This is a genomic window from Pseudomonas fluorescens, from assembly GCF_001307155.1.
Taxonomy (GTDB): Bacteria; Pseudomonadota; Gammaproteobacteria; order Pseudomonadales; family Pseudomonadaceae; genus Aquipseudomonas; species Aquipseudomonas helvetica.
Window position 1 is genome coordinate 4,545,119 of sequence record NZ_CP012830.1, and the last position, 16,631, is coordinate 4,561,749.

The window sequence follows — 16,631 nt, forward strand, 5'->3', positions numbered from 1 at the left end:
CTTTTTTGTTGCTTCGCGATAGCGTCGATGGGAAACACGACGGAGAAGTAATAAGGAAATTACGTGCTACGCAAGCTCATCTTTATTTTGGCCATGTCACAACTGAGTGGCTGCGCCTGGCTTGGGGCCGTTACGAACCCTCCGTAGTGCTGACGTCGCGATAAACGACCTTGCCAACTGGATGGTTTGACGCGGGTGGGCGGTTATAGGCCGCAGTTTCGTCCGCATCGACAGCAAAGGAATTTCACCCATGCACCCAACTGTTGAAACGGCACTCACTATCATCTCGAGCGAGCGCGATGAGAGTGAATACTCTGATTCCTTTGAGGCGGTGCGGGCTGTTGTAGTTGCGCTTGGCGAGGAAGATCTTGCGGACAGGCTTTTCCTCGACATCCCTGGATCAGTTCCTTTTGAGTTGATTGCCGACTTATTCGATCTGCTTGCCTGGCAAACAGATGACAACGGTGCGGCGATTACTCGCTCCGTTGAGAACTGGCTGCTTGATGGGCGCGATATCCGCAAAGTGCGCATTGCACTGAATCTAGAGGTCTATCCGTTTCGGCATGCGAATGAGATGTATCGAGTGCTTTCGGCATTGGGTGAATCAACTCCTGAAGTCGCACATCGTTGTCAGGAGATGATTGCCTCTCGCAAGCAGGTCTCATAGGCTCGATTATCGCTTCGATTGTTCGGTGCATAGGTGCATAGGTGCAGCGGTGTGCTTCCCTGTTCGTGTCAGCTCGACAGCCGTATGGGGTATCCCGTTCTGGGCAGGCTTTCGTGCCTGTCTGTCGCCGGTCGCCAGTAGTGGCAGCATGATTTTGTTCACCTGACTTTCTCTCGCCCCACAGGTGTGGCCGGGGCTGACCTCCCAGCGAATCCCGAGAATCGAGTAGGAGGCGGCTTCACAGCCGCCGTCCTCTCACACCACCGTACGTACGGTTCCGTATACGGCGGTTCAGGTTATGCGGCTAAGCCGGTTTATCGTATCCAGTATCGAGACCAGCCCGAGTCGATCCCACAGTTTCTTCGGCAGCGCCTGATTCATATGTGGCGCTCCCGAGTTCCACCATGGGCCTCGGCCATTGAAGGCCGATTTCCACGCCCGCGCCTCATCAAGCCCCAAGCGCATCAGGTTGCGCGCCCTCGTAGAGGGCCGCTTCCATTGACGCCAGGTGACACAACGAAGTTTGTGACGCACCCAGCCGTCCAGCTCCTCAAGTGGCCGCTTGCTTTGACTCAGCTTGAAGTAGCCAGCCCAACCACGCAGCACGGGGGTTATATGCTCAATGATGTATCTCATTGAACGGCTCCGTATCCGACGCAGCAGTTCCCTGAGTCGGTCGCGCAAGCGATGCAGGCTCATGCTCGCCACTCTCAGCTTCGGCTGTTGATGCCAGCTCATCCCATAGCCCAGATAATCACAGACCCAAGGCCGTGCCACGCGGCTCTTTTCCCGATTCAACGTCAGTTTCAGACGCTGGCTCAGGAAGCGCTCAACGCTGACCATCACTCGTTCGCCCGCACGGCGACTGCGCACATAAATGTTCGCATCGTCGGCATAGCGCACGAAGCGATGGCCCCGCCGCTCCAGCTCTCGGTCGAGTTCGTTGAGCAGAATGTTCGACAGCAACGGCGAGAGCGGGCCGCCTTGCGGCGTCCCTTCCTGCCGTCGGCTGGCGATCCCGCCCGACATCACTCCGGCCTGGAGGTAACGACGGATCAGCGTGAGTACCCGCCGGTCTTCGACATGACGCTGTACATAAGCCATCAACACATCGTGGTTGACCCGATCAAAGAACTTCTCCAGATCGAGCTCCACGCACCAGCGGTGACCCGCCGCCACATGGGCACGGGCTGTTTCGATTGCTTGGTGGGCGCTTCTGCCCGGACGAAAGCCGTAGCTGTAGTCCGAGAACAGCGGATCGAAGATCGGCGTGAGCTGTTGCAGCAGTGCCTGTTGGATCAAGCGGTCCACGACGCCGGGAATGCCCAGCTGCCTTGTGCCGCCTTTGGGTTTGGGGATGTCGACGGCGCGTACACCTTGCGGGTGATACTCGCCGGCCAGCAACCGAGCCTTAAGGATCGGCCAATACTGTTTCACGTAGCTCGCCAAGTCGTCGACCGTCATGCCATCGGCACCCGGTGCGCCCTTGTTGCTGACCACGCGTTGATACGCACACCTAAGGTTGGCCGGTGCAAGCACCCGCGCCATCAGCGTATCCGACTCCGCGTTCGTCCACGTCACGGACGCCGCTGATACCTGTGCACTGTCAGCCGTCATCCTCGGATTCTGTCCGGGATTCGGAGTAACAGTCTTCTCTGGGAGAAATTTCTGCATTTCGGTATTCAACGAGACTCTGACGCCTACTGGCGGCATAACCTGTTCGGCCCTTGGTGGCATGGTGATTCGCCACTTACTACGGCCTCGGCTGACTTCTGCAGATCCATCCCGTCGCCTCGCGACGCTCGGTAGCACAGTGGCAAACCTGCAGATCTCCCAGGGTAATTCGCGCGACCTTCCTGCTTATGCCTGTCGGATTTACGTCACAGCGTTCCGTGCAAGTATTGGGCTTTGACGATTGAGGCCGTCTTACCCCGCTGCGCCGCCTCTATCCGCTTCCTGTTCGTCAGGCCAGCATTTTGCCTCGGGCTTCCTTCAGATTCGCAGTCGCCCGCGACACCCTTGCCTCTGGCTAACACTTCCCCTTGCCGGGTGTGTAGAGGACTTTCACCTCCAAGTCACCAGCGAGGCCACCACAGCCAAGCTGGTTGCGCTTGCGCGCAACGCGCCATGCCTGGCGCACCTCAAAAAAGCCCGCACATGGCGGGCTTCATATTGCGGCTTGATAGATTCTGGAAGGGTGGAGTAGACCGTGGGTCTTGCTCCGCGCCGTGTGTGCAGCGCAGAGAACGGAAATGCGGAGCACTTCGACACCCCATTAACGGGCAAATTAGGTTTCGTCGCGGACCTGCATAAGCGCGAACCCCAGCAGATTCAGGCCTCGCCACAGGTTGGGGTTGCTCGCGTTTTCGTCGTCCTGGGCGAGCCCAATGCCCCAGATGCTATCAACCGGACTTGCCTCAACTATGATGCGAGAACCGGTCTCCTTGAGGAAAGCGTTCAACTCCGGGTTTTGGGAGAACTTGGCTTGGTTGGCCCGGACGACAATTGCATATCTGTGTTGCAGCCAATCGTGATCGTTGAACCCGCGCACGTTGCGGCCAAGAGCTTTGGCTGCGTTGGGGGTTGGAGCCTGGAGCACTTGAGCACGAATTTCTTGATCGCCGAACAAGGCTGCCTTCTCTGCCATCATGAAATGTTCGGCAGTTGGGTAGCGTTGCCCCTCGACAGTGAATTCGGCGTTGAACCACTGGCTAAAGCACGAAGATGTAATTCCACTTTTACTTCGCTGGTGTCCCCAGAAAAAGGCATATTTCAGCTCCTCTCCAGAATTGAAGCGGGAGCGGAGATCTTCTAGATACTTAGAATCGTGCAATGAGGCTTCCTCAGCAATTAGCATTTGACGTGAGAGGTTTACCACGATGCATCAAGGTAAATCTCGATTGAAGGGTTTACTTGCGCTTGGCTGGGTATGACTCACCCACATAGGTAACAAAACGGTTCAAGCACATAGGTAACAGTTTTTAACTGGCACTGGTCGATTCCGAGGATCTGACCATGTCTGGGCTCGGCGTGGGCATGTATTTGAAGTGGCGCGTTAAGTCGCGACGCATTTCGCGAATAGGCAAAGTGTGTGGCGAGCTGTGCTAATCACCAAGACTTACGACCTTGTCACAGTGGGAGCACTGAATGAATTTTTCCGTGAAGATTTCATGTGGCAATAACGCACGACTAATTAGCAATCCATCCCCTGGTCTGTAGAAGTGATGCATCGATTTATTACACTCCGGACACCGCACAAAAAACGCGGCAAGGTAGAAGAGGCAGATATTCGCGACTGCAATCGCTGCATAAGTTTCGAAATAGCCTACTGCCGAGCGGTCAATCAGTAGCCAAATCAAAAATACCGCACCGCTCCAGATTGTAATGTTGAGGAGCATTGTCAGTGTGATGGCTAAATAACGGCTTTTGAGACTCTTCAATAGGATCATCCATTGATCGTGGAACTGTTGTTTGGTCGATTGTATCGCAATCACGCAGCGTGAAGCCGGGCTGCCTCAAGGATTCATTGTGGCCCTGCTGCATGGGCAGGCGCACAGCGAGATGATGTGAGCTGCCTGCCAGCCTTTAAATGGTTCAACTTGTAATCCCTGCCAGCCTGTGCGCTGTACGATGCCGCCTGTGTTATCTGCGCCAGTATTTCAAGTACCAGAGTAATGCTATGACAACCAAGCAACCCGACTGGGAGGCGATCGAATGCGCCTATCGGGAAATGTCGCAGCACATCACAACCATTCCGATCTCGGTCTTGTCGGTGCTAAATGGGATCTCGCCTAGTACTTCGAAGCCGAAGCCCTCGTAGAAGCGCCTCGCACTGGCGTTGGTTTTTAGTACGTCGAGCCAAATGAAATGCTCTTTACGATCTTTGGCAAGTTGGCGGATGAATTGCAGAAGCTGTTTCCCGTAGCCTTTGCCTGCTTGGGTCTTGAGGAAGTAAATTTTTTGGAGCTCCGCACCGGCCTTGCCGGTAATAGGCATTGGCTTCGACCAGTTAACCTTTGAGAACCCTACCGCTCTGTCGTCTTCACCGAGGGCTATGAGCCAACAGTGATGTGTGGGTGCCCCTATCGATTCCTGAAGCGCCAGGACTGAAAAGTCTTCACTCAAGAAATGCTGCATGCCTGAGGGGCTCCAGATGTCGGAGAAGTGATCCCGATACGTCTCTATGCCGATATCACGAAGTACGTGGATATCTTCAATGGTCGCCTCTCGAATTTTGATCACTGTCTCGCTCCTTGCATTGAGTTGATCTCGACCAATACCTACAACGCGCCGGTATTTCAAGTATTAGGTAACCCATGGACGGGCCACGCCCTCCTGCGCTACACCTTCGGGTCAGCATTTATCATTCGTAAATAGCTGAGCTCGAAGCGTTCAAGGGGGTAGCATAAGAGTCGCAAGCGAGGCGAATACACTGGATTGAACAGAGCCTTAAGACGGTACCGGGGGGGGCAGCATGACCCAGGTTCGGCGTTTCACAATCAACACTGCGGGCCGCGACTTTGCGGTGGGTGATATTCACGGCCATTTCACCAGGCTTCAGGCAGCACTTGATGCTGTCGGCTTCAACCCCGCAACCGATCGCCTGTTCAGTGTTGGCGATATGGTCGACCGTGGCCCCGAATCTACCGACGTTGATGTGTGGCTGGCCAAGCCGTGGTTCTTTGCTGTGCAGGGCAATCATGAGCAAATGGCGGTCGATGCCCATCGGCTCAGTCATAACGGTCGGGCCATTTACATACACATGCTCAACGGCGGTGCCTGGCTGTACGGTCTGTCCAGCGCTGAGCAGGCCTTCTATGTCGATCTGCTTGCCGAGCTGCCTATCGCAATTGAAGTAATGACGCCTATGGGATCGGTGGGGATCGTGCATGCCGATTGCCCGTTCGATGATTGGGTGCAAATGCTTGGAGCCCTTGAGCGGGAGCAAGACTCGATGCAGCGTAGTGTTCAAACTATCTGCCAGTGGTCGCGTTCTCGCATTACCAGCGAAAACTCTACTGGCGTCAGTGGCATCAGGGCCGTGATCGTCGGTCACACGGTGGTCCTTCAGCCTGCGGTGCTGGGCAATGTCTATCACATCGATACTGGCGGCTGGATGGGCGGCCATTTCACGCTGATTGATCTGGCTACTCTCGAGTGTATGCCGACGGTCAATCCAAAGCTGTTCAGCGGGTGAGTGAGTTGCGAGTGGCTCAGGAGGCTGTGTACTCGAGATACAGTCTTTCGAGAGCCTCTTGGTACTTGTCTCCTGTTAAGGACTTTTTCAGGGCTTCCACGACTTCGAGTGCTGAAGCTGCAGCCAGGGCTTCGTTATCTCCCCGGCTTGCAGCGCGCAGTCGTGCTGCTGCAATGATCGCGTCTTCAGTCGTTTGCATGGTGTTGCCCCCGAAGGACTCAGTCTCACTGATGCCGGCAATCCACCATTAATTCTACCCCCGGGATCTGCCATGACAACCAGGCCGACTGACCGCGAGGCAATCGAGCGCGCCTGCGTATGCGACAATTCATCCGTCCACCAAGTCATGGAGCGTATACACATGGTGCAACTGCTTGCGATCTCAGGAAGCCTTCGCGCAGCCTCTTCAAACTCCGCGCTACTGCGTGCTGCCGAGAGGCTCAGCCCTGAAAGGATGTTGATCAGGCACTACCTGGAGGTGGCTCAATTACCTCACTTCGATCCGGATCTGGCTGACGATCCGCCGCAGATCGTCGCAGAGTTGCATCGGGTTATTGCCGAGGCGGACGGCATTCTGATTTCGTGCCCTGAGTACGCTCGTGGAATTCCGGGGTCATTCAAGAATGCACTGGATTGGCTCGTGGCCAGTCAGGACTTTCCCGGCAAGCCGGTAGCACTTTTCAATGCATCTCCACGAGCGAGTCACGCCCAGGCGGCACTCAAGTTAGTGCTGGAAACGATGTCCGCGATTATTGTCGAGCCCGCCTCGATAACAGTCGACTTGCTGGCTAAAGGAATGGATGAGGCAGACATCGCAGCGAGCCCGCAGATCAGTCAGCAAATCGTTTCGGCCTTGGGCGCATTCAAAAATCAAATTGAGGGTGGTCGTTCTGGCACTGTTCCTGTCTGAGTCCGAATGTTTTTGGCCGATTGCCGATACTCGGAATGACAGCCTGTCGGGTTCGACCTACGGTTGTCGGGGTGGCGTGCGCCAACTGCCAACTCAAGTGCGGCATGTGCGTGGTTCGGGCGTAAAATAGCTGGGCTACCTCATCAAAAGGAGCCGCATATGAACTCCGACCAAATGAACAGACGTACGGCTGGAGAAAGAGTCGTTTGGGATCAGTATTTTTGTGCTGCGCTGATAGCCGAAAGCAATCTCACGGCGCCGACGATAGGGGGCTCGAAGTCGAGTCACGATGAGTGGCAGAGTCTATTGGTCGACAGGGCCAGGATTCTTGCTGACAAGATGATGGAACACCGGCAATAAACCGAGCCCAGCCATCGTGCTGGGCTCTTCACATGCGTCGGTAACGACCATCGCGCAGGCGAAAAAAAACCCGCAGGTGGGCGGGCTTTTGATCGATAGGGGCGTTGATCCTTCAACTGCCACAAGTGTGCTCTGCGGCTCATGCCCAATCAACTGAATGGCGACGAAACGCAGAAATAAAAAATGCAGTATCGAGGCGTTGGCCGCGAGTATAGGCAATGCGCGTCGAGTTTCTGTCAGGATCGAAGTCTCACAGGCTGCTCACGAACGCTTTGATGCTTTTTGTGGCGTTATGAGGCGCTGCCTGAAGTGCGCAATGTGGAGCGACCAGATTGGTTATCCGTATATCCGGTTTGAGCTGCGAGATCAGCGCAGAGGCTGTCGCAAGTACCAGTCGATCATGAGTTGCGCGCAAGTAAAGGGTTGGAACGCTGACACACGCGAGCTCTTTTGCCACGTCGACAGTCAGAACGGCGCGTAACCGCGCACGCATCACCGAAGGTGTGACCAGCGATATTGCCCGATGCAATGAGCGGCGTAGCGCAGGGGTGGAAAAATGCCCCAGTAATAGTGTGCTGATCAGTCCGATAGGCACAGGGTGCAGTGGCAGGATATTCAGCAGAAAACTCAAGCCACGTAGTCGCGGTCGCGGGTTGCGTACAAACGTGCTGCACAATACGAGCCCTTTGAGTTGAGAGGGTTGCAGCGCTGCCAGTGAAATGGCAATCGGCCCCGAGAACGATTCGCCAAGCAAGACAAAAGGGCTGTCGGTTGGCAATGCCTTGAGCACTATTGACTGCAGTTCGGCATAACTCAAGGACCGGTCGTTGGGATAACTCACGACGAGCGTGTTGAATTGCCCTTCCAGTGCCGAGAGTAAAGGTTCGAACAGTTCGCCTGTGCCATCCATCCCCGGGAGGAGAACCAGTGTGATTGTTCCTGATGAATTCATCCCTGATGAGCTCATGCTCCGTTATCCCTGGATTGAGTGTGTGCATTCTCGCCGATATTAACGTGTTCCCGGTTTAAAAATTGCTGGTTTTCCTTGAGGGGCTCAGAGGCGCTTGTGAGCGAAGCGAGGCGTTTTGGACTACTACTGATAGGCCGATTATTTATCGTCTTGAATGGGGGAGCAATTCGATGCTGGTTCACTGGTTTCTCGCCGCGATCCATCTCTTGGCCTATGCCCTGGCGCTCTGGGGTGTTCTGACGCGTGGCATGGCTTTTCGTCGAGTGGACGCAGAGGGTGCGGGGGCTCGCAGTGTTTTGCTGGCAGATAACTTTTGGGGAGTCTGCGCATTGATTCTTCTGGTTACCGGTGGGATCCGTGCCTTTGGCGGGTACGAAAAGGGGGCGGACTATTACCTGCATCAACCGCTGTTCCATCTGAAAATGACTTTATTCGTCATCATCCTGCTGCTTGAGATTGCACCGATGGTGGCCTTGATCAAGTGGCGGATTGCTTTGCGTCGAGGTTCGCTGATTGATGTTGGGCGGGTCCGTCTCTTTGCGCGCATCAGTCATATCGAGGCACTGTTGATTATCCTGATGGTCGTGGCTGCGACAGGCATGGCGCGAGGTGTGACGTTCGGATAGTCGGCTAACGTTGCGCTATGGCTTGGTGCGTCCAGGCCGGCTGTGATGTTTTCACCAGGCTAAATCCGAATCGTCCGACAGTAAGGGATATGGCGATGTCGTTAGTATCAGCATCGCCGGCGAGGTGTCGGTGCTGTGTCGTTGTCATGGGGGGGAAGGAGGGGGCGCGCAGAATCTTTAGCCAGCCGTTGCCGTGAGAGAAAAGGCTGGCTACTGATTGCTGACGAGCTCAGGGGGTTTCGCGCTTGTCCGGCGCAGTAAGGCCCGCCTGAATACGTTGGTAGATTTCTTCGCGATGCACCGCAACGTCTTTCGGGGCATTGATGCCGATTCTGACCTGCTGGCCGCTAACGCCCAGAATGGTGATGGTAATGTCATCACCGATGTTTATGCTTTCACCGACTTTGCGGGTGAGTATCAGCATGATCTTCTCCTTGATAGCTTTGTAGGGCACCTGACTCAGACAATGCAGATGTCGGTAGTACCTATAGATTAGTGCGAAGTGTCACGGTTTGGGTGCCTCTTTCTGACGTGCAGACGCTGCATTAATTCCCAAGGTGCGACTATACAGAGGCGAGAAACATCATTCTCGTTGTTTTGAGGCCTGTTTACTGGGTCGCGAAGCATTTTCGGGTGATAAAATCCCGGCTTTTGGCATTCAGAGGGGAAGGTTGTGCGCAAAATGGCGTTGGTGGTCGCGGTATTGGTATTGGCCGGATGTGGTCAGGAAAAGGCCGGGGAGTCGAAAAAAACTCAGGCGCCGGTTGTTTCGACGCCCGCTGTGGCGGCTGCCCCGCAATGGGATGTTCTGGTTCAGGGCGAGACCGTGCAGGCGATCAGCGATCTCACTGGCTGGCTGATCGAACACAGTTTTGTTTCCTACGTGGTCACGCAAGACGGTAAACAGCGCGTGCTGGTCGGGCCGTTCAACTCGAAAGCCGAAGCCGAGGCAAGGCAGGTCGAGCTGACCGCGGCACTGGCCAAGGCGAAGAAGATGAATATCGAATCAATGGTCATTGAGCACAGCACGGCTCAGTAATTGACGCCACCTGATTAACCGCAAGCCTTCATGTTGACGGGGCCGACGAACTCATTGCCGCGCCCCATCACGCACGCGACGCGCTGATTGCGTTGGCGCTCCCAGCGTTGTGCCGGGTAAGTCTTGTTCCAGGCTTCGTAGAGTTGCCGATCCTGTTTGGACAGTCGCAAACCGTATTGCTTGCTCATGTAGAAATAAGTGCGAGCGATCATCCCGCGAATGGACGGGCGGGGCATGACCTTCTTGGCCTTGAAGTCGACCTGGGTCAGGCACGAACCGTATTGCCCTGATTGCACGGGGAGCCAGCCGAAGCTGAAATTGCTGCGGTCCCCGTTCACCTCGCCGATGCTTGGCACCAGGTTGTGCAAGTCGGCCTCGGCACGTTGATAGGTCGGGTCGTGACGTGTGCAGTTCTGGCGACCACCCTGTTGCCAGCACTGGCGTTGGTGACCGATTTGCCATGCCGGAACAATGTGCTCCCATTCGATGCGTGCAGCGCGCTTGGCGTTTTTACGTGGCACGTACCCGCAGGCTTTGAGGTCAACCCGATTGCCCGTGTATTTGCAGCCACAATAGAACTCGGTTGACTGTGGGGCGTAGAGTGTCCAGGCGACCTTTTTTGCTTCGTTGAAAGTGCGTGGCGCATCCGCCTGAGCGCTGATGACAACGAAGAGCAACAACAGCAAAGCAAAACAGCGAGCAATCATTGACTCAATCTTCCTTCGGCACAATCCAGAAAATCTGCACGCCGCCATCGTCGCGATAAGCGAGGGTGACGTTGTCGTTCTCGGCGATTTCCTCGAGCAAGCGTTCCCATTCATCTACCGGCTCGTCGGGGAGGCGGAAGATCAAGGCGGCCTTGGCTTTTTGGGCGGTCGGGGAGTTGATGATTTTCTGAACGCGCAAACCGAGTCGTTCGTAAGAGCCTGGAGGGTTAGTCGCTGCTGAAGAGGTTGTGGCCACGGGGTAATCCTTATTAAGCTGTACGTGCATACAGTATTTAACTGTAGGCGATTTCGCAACTGCTTAAAGTTCAAGAAATTCCTCTGACAGCGATTTTTTCCGTTTGCTGTAAACCGATTGGTGATTATTCAGAAGTAATGGCAGGGAAGGCGGGAGGGTAGATCACTCGCCCGAGTGGGCGAGTGGGGGGGCAAGCGTCCGACCGGATCCGGCCGGACGCAATGAATCAGTACTCCCAGAACATCCGTTGCAGCTCTTTACTGTCCGACGTCTTGGTCAGTGCAACCATCGTCAGGATGCGGGCTTTTTGCGGGTTCAGGTCATGCGCAACGACCCAGTCATACTTGTCGTCTGGCTGTTCGGCGTTACGCAGGACAAAGCCGCCAGCATTGACGTGGGAAGAACGAATGATCTGCACGCCATCCTTGCGCAGTTCCTGCAAGGTTGGAACCAGGCGCGAAGATACCGAGCCATTGCCGGTGCCGGCATGGATGATGGCTTTGGCGCCAGACTGGGCCAGGGCCTTGTAAGCAGTGCCGTCGACATTGCCATAGGAATAGGCGATTTCGACGTCAGGCAGGCTCTTGATGTTTTTGATGTCGAATTCCGAATCCATGGTGTGGCGCTTGGCTGGCAAGCGGAACCAATAGGATTTGCCTTCGATCACCATGCCCAATGGGCCCCATGGGCTTTTGAACGCTTCGGTCTTGAGGTTGACCATTTTGCTGACATCACGACCCGACTGAATTTCGTCGTTCATGGTGACCAGCACGCCTTTGCCGCGAGCATCTTTGCTACCCGCTACGGCGACGGCGTTGTACAGGTTGAGCATGCCGTCAGCCGACATCGCGGTGCCTGGGCGCATCGAGCCGACAATGATGATTGGCTTGTCGGTTTTTTCCACCAGGTTCAGGAAGTAGGCGGTCTCTTCCAGGGTGTCGGTGCCGTGAGTAATGACGATGCCATCGACGTCTTTGCTGTCGGCCAGTTCGGCCACGCGACGGCCCAGTTGCAGCAGGTTTTCGTTGGTGATGCTCTCGGAGGCGATTTGCATCACTTGCTCGCCGCGAACATTGGCCAATTGGCTCAGTTCAGGGATGCCGGCGATCAACTGTTCGATCCCGACTTTTGCGGCCTGGTACGTAGCACTATTGGCTGAGCTGGCGCCAGCACCGGCAATCGTGCCGCCTGTAGCCAGGACGACCACGTTTGCCAGTTTCTGTCGGGTTTCGACTTCTTTTGCTTGCAGTGCAGTCGGGAGGAGCAGCAGGAGGGCCAAAGCGCCCGGAATAAAGGTGTTGAAGGCAGATTTCATTGTTTTCTCTCTAATAGTGATGACGGTGCTGATGCAGGTTCATCTAGAAACACCCCAAGCAGATCTGTATGCCGGGGATACCCAGTAAAAGCAGGATCTGTACCAGTCATATCTTCGATTTAAAAATCTTTTAACCTTTTGATTTATATAGATTTATATCTTCTGTGCGGTGGCGCTCGAGGCGATAGTCGTCCGGGTTTCCGAATATGTGCAATGGAAGCGTTCGGCTGTCCGAAATCTCCTACAGCGTAAATCTAGGATTTCCCACATTTTTGAATGGGAATTAGTGCTAAAGAAAACCGCTCAGAGGTCGATGATCCTTTCAGGATCATTTTTTGTGCAGGAGCTCATATGTCCATTTCAGTAGGTTTTCCAAACGCAGGCGGCATCACGATTGGCGGTAAATCGCTCGCTACGGTCAACGCATTGAGCGATGCGACGGCAGACGCCGCGACGCAACAGGCGGGTGGCAAGGAAGGTGACAGCAAGCAAGTCAGGACAGGTCCGGTAGGGCAAAGCCCCGAAGCAGAGACCAAAGCAGATGACGGTGGTAACCAAAGCATCACGGTGAAGATGCTGCTCAAGCGCATGAAGGAACTGCAAGAGCAATTGCGTCAGCAACAACAGCAACTGGCTGCGGCCCAGGCCGCGTCATATCCGACGCCGGAAGCCAAGACCACCGCGGTCATGGCGATTCAGGGGCAGATCGCTCAAACCAACGGTGCGCTGATGGAGGTGACCAGCAGCCTGGTCAAGGAGCTGACCAAGGGTTCCAATAGCGGATCGGTGGTCAACACCACGGCATAATCGGCATTGCCGTTTTTTCGCCAGACAGACCACAAAACGGTTTTTTCTGACCGTTGACAAATGTCGACAGGGTTCGCATAGTTCGGTCTACGCAAACGTTTGCGCGGCCCTGTCGACGGTTTGGTTCCGTGGGCGCGGCGATCCTCGTTCCCGCGTATCAGAGCGCTGGTGAACGGATTTGAAGCGTATGCAGTGCAAGCGTTGCTCACAATAATCATAAGATCGGAGTGAACTCATGAAGCTGCCATTCGCTGGACGTCTTCTCGCTGTCGCTATGCTGGCTGCCGCATCCGCCGCTTTGCCCCTCTCTTCGGCCTTTGCCGACACTGAAAAACCGAAAGTCGCGCTGGTCATGAAATCCCTGGCCAACGAATTCTTCCTGACCATGGAGGATGGCGCCAAGGCTTACCAGAAAGAACATTCTGCCGATTTCGACCTGATCTCCAATGGCATCAAGGACGAAACGGACACGGCTGGTCAGACGCGCATCGTCGAGCAAATGATTCTGGCCAAGGTCAATGCGCTGGTGATTGCGCCAGCCGACTCCAAAGCGATGGTTCCGGTGATCAAGAAGGCTATCGATGCCGGTATCACCGTGATCAACATCGACAACCAGCTGGACCCGGCCGTCGTCAAAAGCAAGAACATGACCGTACCGTTCGTAGGCCCGGATAACCGCAAAGGCGCGCGTCTGGTCGGCGAGTATCTGGCCAAACAGCTGAAGGCCGGTGACGAAGTCGGCATCATCGAAGGTGTTTCCACTACCACCAACGCCCAGGCTCGCACCGCTGGCTTCAAGGACGCAATGGAAGCGGCGCAGATCAAGGTCGTCTCGTTGCAGTCCGGTGACTGGGAAATCGATAAAGGCAACAAGGTTGCCGCCTCGATACTCAGCGAGTACCCGCAAACCAAGGCTCTGCTGGCGGGTAACGACAGCATGGCGGTCGGTGCCGTTTCGGCGGTGCGCGCAGCAGGCAAGGCGGGCAAGGTGCAAGTGGTCGGTTACGACAACATCAATGCCATCAAGCCAATGCTCAAGGATGGCCGCGTATTGGCGACTGCCGATCAGTTTGCAGCCAAACAGGCGGTGTTCGGCATCGAGACTGCCCTGAAAATGCTCAAGGGCGAAAAGGTCGACAGCGGCACCAACGGCGTAATCGAAACTCCGGTTGAGCTGGTTACCAAGTAGTCATTCTGGCGATACAACGGCGCTCGCTCGCAAGGGCGAGCGCATGGAGAGCTTTTTATGTCAGTTTGTGCTCCGAACGCGGTCCTCTCGGTCAGCGGTATCGGCAAGACGTATGCGCAACCGGTATTGACCGGCATTGACCTGACGCTGATGCGTGGTGAAGTGCTGGCGTTGACCGGCGAGAACGGTGCCGGCAAAAGCACGCTCTCGAAAATCATTGGCGGGCTGGTCACTCCGACCACCGGTCAGATGCAATTCCAGGGGCGCGATTACCGTCCTGGCAGCCGGACCCAGGCCGAAGAACTGGGCATTCGCATGGTCATGCAAGAGCTCAATCTGCTGCCGACCTTGTCTGTCGCAGAGAACCTGTTTCTCGACAACCTGCCGAGCAATGGCGGCTGGATCAGTCGCAAGCAACTGCGCAAAGCGGCAATCGCCGCGATGGCTCAGGTCGGGCTCGATGCGATCGATCCGGACACGCTGGTCGGTGAGCTGGGGATCGGTCATCAGCAAATGGTCGAGATCGCACGCAACCTGATCGGCGACTGCCATGTACTGATTCTCGATGAGCCGACAGCGATGTTGACGGCTCGCGAAGTCGAGATGCTCTTTGAGCAAATCACCCGCCTGCAAGCCCGCGGCGTGGCGATCATTTATATTTCCCATCGGCTGGAAGAACTGGCTCGGGTTGCTCAGCGCATCGCGGTGTTGCGTGACGGCAATCTGGTCTGCGTCGAGCCGATGGCCAACTACAACAGCGAGCAACTGGTCAATCTGATGGTCGGTCGCGAATTGGGCGAGCACATCGATCTGGGCCCGCGACACATCGGCGCGCCGGCCCTGACCGTCAAAGGGCTGAGTCGTTCGGACAAGGTTCGCGATGTGTCTTTCGAGGTGCGCAGCGGCGAGATTTTCGGAATCTCCGGTTTGATCGGGGCAGGGCGCACGGAGCTGCTGCGGCTGATCTTCGGTGCCGATGCGGCAGACAGTGGCACGGTCGCGCTGGGTTCGCCGGCGCAAGTGGTGAGCATTCGTTCGCCCGCCGATGCGGTCGGTCACGGCATTGCCCTGATTACCGAAGATCGCAAAGGCGAAGGCCTGCTACTGACTCAGTCGATCAGCGCCAACATCGCCCTGGGCAATATGCCGGTGATCTCCAGTGGTGGCATCGTCAATTCTGGTGACGAGATGGCGCTGGCGCAGCGTCAGATCGATGCCATGCGCATTCGCAGTTCCAGTCCTGCACAACTGGTTAGCGAGCTGTCGGGTGGCAATCAGCAGAAGGTGGTGATCGGCCGCTGGCTTGAGCGTGAGTGTTCGGTGCTGTTGTTCGATGAGCCGACTCGCGGCATCGATGTCGGTGCCAAATTTGATATTTACGCGTTGCTTGGCGAGTTGACGCGTCAGGGCAAGGCGCTGGTGGTGGTGTCCAGTGATCTGCGCGAGCTGATGTTGATCTGCGACCGTATTGGCGTGTTGTCGGCCGGACGCTTGATCGACACCTTCGAGCGCGACAGCTGGACTCAGGATGATTTGCTTGCCGCCGCTTTTGCCGGCTACCAAAAACGTGATGCGTTGCTCCATGAAGCGGCGCCTAGGGATCTCCCATGATAACTGCACTGTCTGCTGGCAAACGTAGTAGCAATTTTTACGGCCTCGGTACCTATCTGGGCCTGGCTGGTGCCTTGCTGGCGATGATTGCGTTGTTCTCGGTCTTGAGCAGCCATTTCCTCTCTTATGACACCTTCAGCACGCTGGCCAATCAGATTCCGGACCTGATGGTGCTCGCAGTCGGCATGACGTTCGTGTTGATCATCGGCGGCATCGACCTCTCGGTGGGTTCGGTGCTGGCCTTGGCGGGCTCGACTGTCAGCGTGGCGATCCTCGGCTGGGGCTGGAGTGTCTTGCCGGCAGCGCTGCTGGGTATGGCCGCCGCCGCAGTGGCCGGGACCATCACCGGTTCGATCACCGTGGCCTGGCGCATTCCGTCGTTCATTGTTTCGCTGGGTGTGCTGGAGATGGCTCGCGGCGTTGCCTATCAGATGACCGGCTCGCGCACGGCCTATATCGGTGATGCCTTTGCCTGGTTGTCCAATCCGATCACCTTTGGTATTTCACCGTCATTCATTATCGCGTTACTGGTTATCTTCATCGCCCAGGCGGTGTTGACCCGTACCGTGTTCGGCCGCTACCTGATCGGAATCGGCACCAACGAGGAAGCTGTGCGTCTGGCGGGTATCAACCCAAAACCGTACAAGATCCTGGTGTTCAGCCTGATGGGGTTGCTGGCGGGTATTGCCGCGCTGTTCCAGATTTCGCGTCTGGAAGCTGCGGACCCGAATGCCGGTTCCGGCCTGGAGCTACAAGTCATCGCTGCCGTGGTGATCGGTGGCACCAGCCTGATGGGCGGTCGCGGCTCGGTGATCAGCACCTTTTTCGGCGTCCTGATCATTTCTGTACTGGCTGCCGGACTGGCGCAAATCGGCGCGACCGAACCGACCAAGCGCATCATTACCGGCGCGGTGATCGTGGTCGCGGTGGTGCTGGACACCTACCGCAGCCAACGTGCAAGTCGACGGAGCTGAATC

The 16,631-nt window shown here is 56.1% G+C and carries 19 protein-coding genes; 10 read left to right on the forward strand and 9 right to left on the reverse strand.

Going from position 1 to position 16,631, the window contains the following annotated elements; translation table 11 throughout:
* Positions 1-250 precede the first annotated feature (250 nt).
* Positions 251-667, forward strand: coding sequence for a hypothetical protein (locus AO353_RS20730; protein WP_054596636.1), 417 nt, complete (start codon positions 251-253; stop codon positions 665-667).
* Between the two features lie 291 nt (positions 668-958).
* On the opposite strand, the gene ltrA is transcribed toward AO353_RS20730, so the two are convergent.
* From ltrA to AO353_RS20750, 3 genes are all read right to left on the reverse strand, one after another.
* A complete protein-coding gene (gene ltrA / locus AO353_RS20735; RefSeq protein WP_054598286.1) occupies positions 959-2,380 on the reverse strand; it encodes a group II intron reverse transcriptase/maturase in 1,422 nt (473 codons plus the stop codon).
* A 574-nt stretch (positions 2,381-2,954) separates the two neighbouring features.
* Positions 2,955-3,500 (reverse strand): NADAR family protein, encoded by a 546-nt coding sequence (locus AO353_RS20740; RefSeq protein WP_054598287.1) that lies wholly within the window; start codon positions 3,498-3,500, stop codon positions 2,955-2,957.
* An 887-nt stretch (positions 3,501-4,387) separates the two neighbouring features.
* Entirely contained in the window at positions 4,388-4,909 is a 522-nt protein-coding gene (locus tag AO353_RS20750; protein WP_054596638.1) for a GNAT family N-acetyltransferase, read from the reverse strand.
* A 232-nt stretch (positions 4,910-5,141) separates the two neighbouring features.
* Between AO353_RS20750 and AO353_RS20755 the strand changes: the two genes are divergently transcribed.
* Positions 5,142-5,864 (forward strand): metallophosphoesterase, encoded by a 723-nt coding sequence (locus tag AO353_RS20755; protein ID WP_054596639.1) that lies wholly within the window; start codon positions 5,142-5,144, stop codon positions 5,862-5,864.
* A 16-nt stretch (positions 5,865-5,880) separates the two neighbouring features.
* Here AO353_RS20755 and AO353_RS20760 read toward each other — a convergent pair whose 3' ends face one another.
* Positions 5,881-6,063 (reverse strand): hypothetical protein, encoded by a 183-nt coding sequence (locus tag AO353_RS20760; RefSeq protein WP_054596640.1) that lies wholly within the window; start codon positions 6,061-6,063, stop codon positions 5,881-5,883.
* A 162-nt stretch (positions 6,064-6,225) separates the two neighbouring features.
* On the opposite strand from AO353_RS20760, the gene AO353_RS20765 reads away from it, so the two are divergent.
* Together AO353_RS20765 and AO353_RS31625 are read left to right on the forward strand one after the other, a co-directional pair.
* A complete protein-coding gene (locus tag AO353_RS20765) occupies positions 6,226-6,774 on the forward strand; it encodes an NADPH-dependent FMN reductase (RefSeq protein WP_054596641.1) in 549 nt (182 codons plus the stop codon).
* Between the two features lie 159 nt (positions 6,775-6,933).
* Positions 6,934-7,134: a hypothetical protein gene (locus tag AO353_RS31625; protein WP_054596642.1), complete on the forward strand. Its 201-nt coding sequence runs from the start codon at positions 6,934-6,936 to the stop codon at positions 7,132-7,134.
* Positions 7,135-7,384: 250 nt separating this feature from the next.
* On the opposite strand, the gene AO353_RS20775 is transcribed toward AO353_RS31625, so the two are convergent.
* On the reverse strand, positions 7,385-8,044 hold the full coding sequence (locus AO353_RS20775; protein ID WP_237142911.1) for an alpha/beta fold hydrolase: 660 nt from the start codon (positions 8,042-8,044) through the stop codon (positions 7,385-7,387).
* Between the two features lie 230 nt (positions 8,045-8,274).
* Between AO353_RS20775 and AO353_RS20780 the strand changes: the two genes are divergently transcribed.
* A complete protein-coding gene (locus AO353_RS20780; RefSeq protein WP_054596644.1) occupies positions 8,275-8,730 on the forward strand; it encodes a DUF2214 family protein in 456 nt (151 codons plus the stop codon).
* Between the two features lie 229 nt (positions 8,731-8,959).
* Here the strand turns inward: AO353_RS20780 and csrA are convergent, their stop codons facing one another.
* On the reverse strand, positions 8,960-9,154 hold the full coding sequence (gene csrA, locus AO353_RS20785; protein WP_007920550.1) for a carbon storage regulator CsrA: 195 nt from the start codon (positions 9,152-9,154) through the stop codon (positions 8,960-8,962).
* Between the two features lie 249 nt (positions 9,155-9,403).
* Here csrA and AO353_RS20790 point away from each other — a divergent pair, with 249 nt between their 5' ends.
* A complete protein-coding gene (locus AO353_RS20790) occupies positions 9,404-9,769 on the forward strand; it encodes an SPOR domain-containing protein (RefSeq protein ID WP_054596645.1) in 366 nt (121 codons plus the stop codon).
* 14 nt (positions 9,770-9,783) lie between these two features.
* Here the strand turns inward: AO353_RS20790 and AO353_RS20795 are convergent, their stop codons facing one another.
* The 3 genes from AO353_RS20795 to AO353_RS20805 all read right to left on the reverse strand — a co-directional run bounded on the left by AO353_RS20795 (position 9,784) and on the right by AO353_RS20805 (position 12,047).
* Positions 9,784-10,476 (reverse strand): endonuclease, encoded by a 693-nt coding sequence (locus tag AO353_RS20795; protein ID WP_054596646.1) that lies wholly within the window; start codon positions 10,474-10,476, stop codon positions 9,784-9,786.
* Between the two features lie 4 nt (positions 10,477-10,480).
* Complete coding sequence (locus tag AO353_RS20800) at positions 10,481-10,762, reverse strand: DUF1654 domain-containing protein (RefSeq protein WP_054596647.1); 282 nt, start codon at positions 10,760-10,762, stop codon at positions 10,481-10,483.
* 196 nt (positions 10,763-10,958) lie between these two features.
* Positions 10,959-12,047, reverse strand: coding sequence for an asparaginase (locus AO353_RS20805; RefSeq protein WP_054596648.1), 1,089 nt, complete (start codon positions 12,045-12,047; stop codon positions 10,959-10,961).
* Between the two features lie 351 nt (positions 12,048-12,398).
* On the opposite strand from AO353_RS20805, the gene AO353_RS20810 reads away from it, so the two are divergent.
* From AO353_RS20810 to AO353_RS20825, 4 genes are all read left to right on the forward strand, one after another.
* Positions 12,399-12,854 carry a hypothetical protein gene (locus AO353_RS20810; protein WP_054596649.1) on the forward strand — a complete coding sequence of 152 codons (456 nt, stop codon included), beginning with the start codon at positions 12,399-12,401 and terminating at the stop codon, positions 12,852-12,854.
* Positions 12,855-13,089: 235 nt separating this feature from the next.
* Complete coding sequence (locus AO353_RS20815; protein WP_054596650.1) at positions 13,090-14,043, forward strand: sugar ABC transporter substrate-binding protein; 954 nt, start codon at positions 13,090-13,092, stop codon at positions 14,041-14,043.
* A gap of 57 nt (positions 14,044-14,100) precedes the next feature.
* A complete protein-coding gene (locus AO353_RS20820; protein ID WP_054596651.1) occupies positions 14,101-15,654 on the forward strand; it encodes a sugar ABC transporter ATP-binding protein in 1,554 nt (517 codons plus the stop codon).
* Complete coding sequence (locus AO353_RS20825) at positions 15,651-16,628, forward strand: ABC transporter permease (protein ID WP_054596652.1); 978 nt, start codon at positions 15,651-15,653, stop codon at positions 16,626-16,628. The genes AO353_RS20820 and AO353_RS20825 overlap by 4 nt, the downstream gene beginning before the upstream one ends.
* Positions 16,629-16,631: the final 3 nt, after the last annotated feature.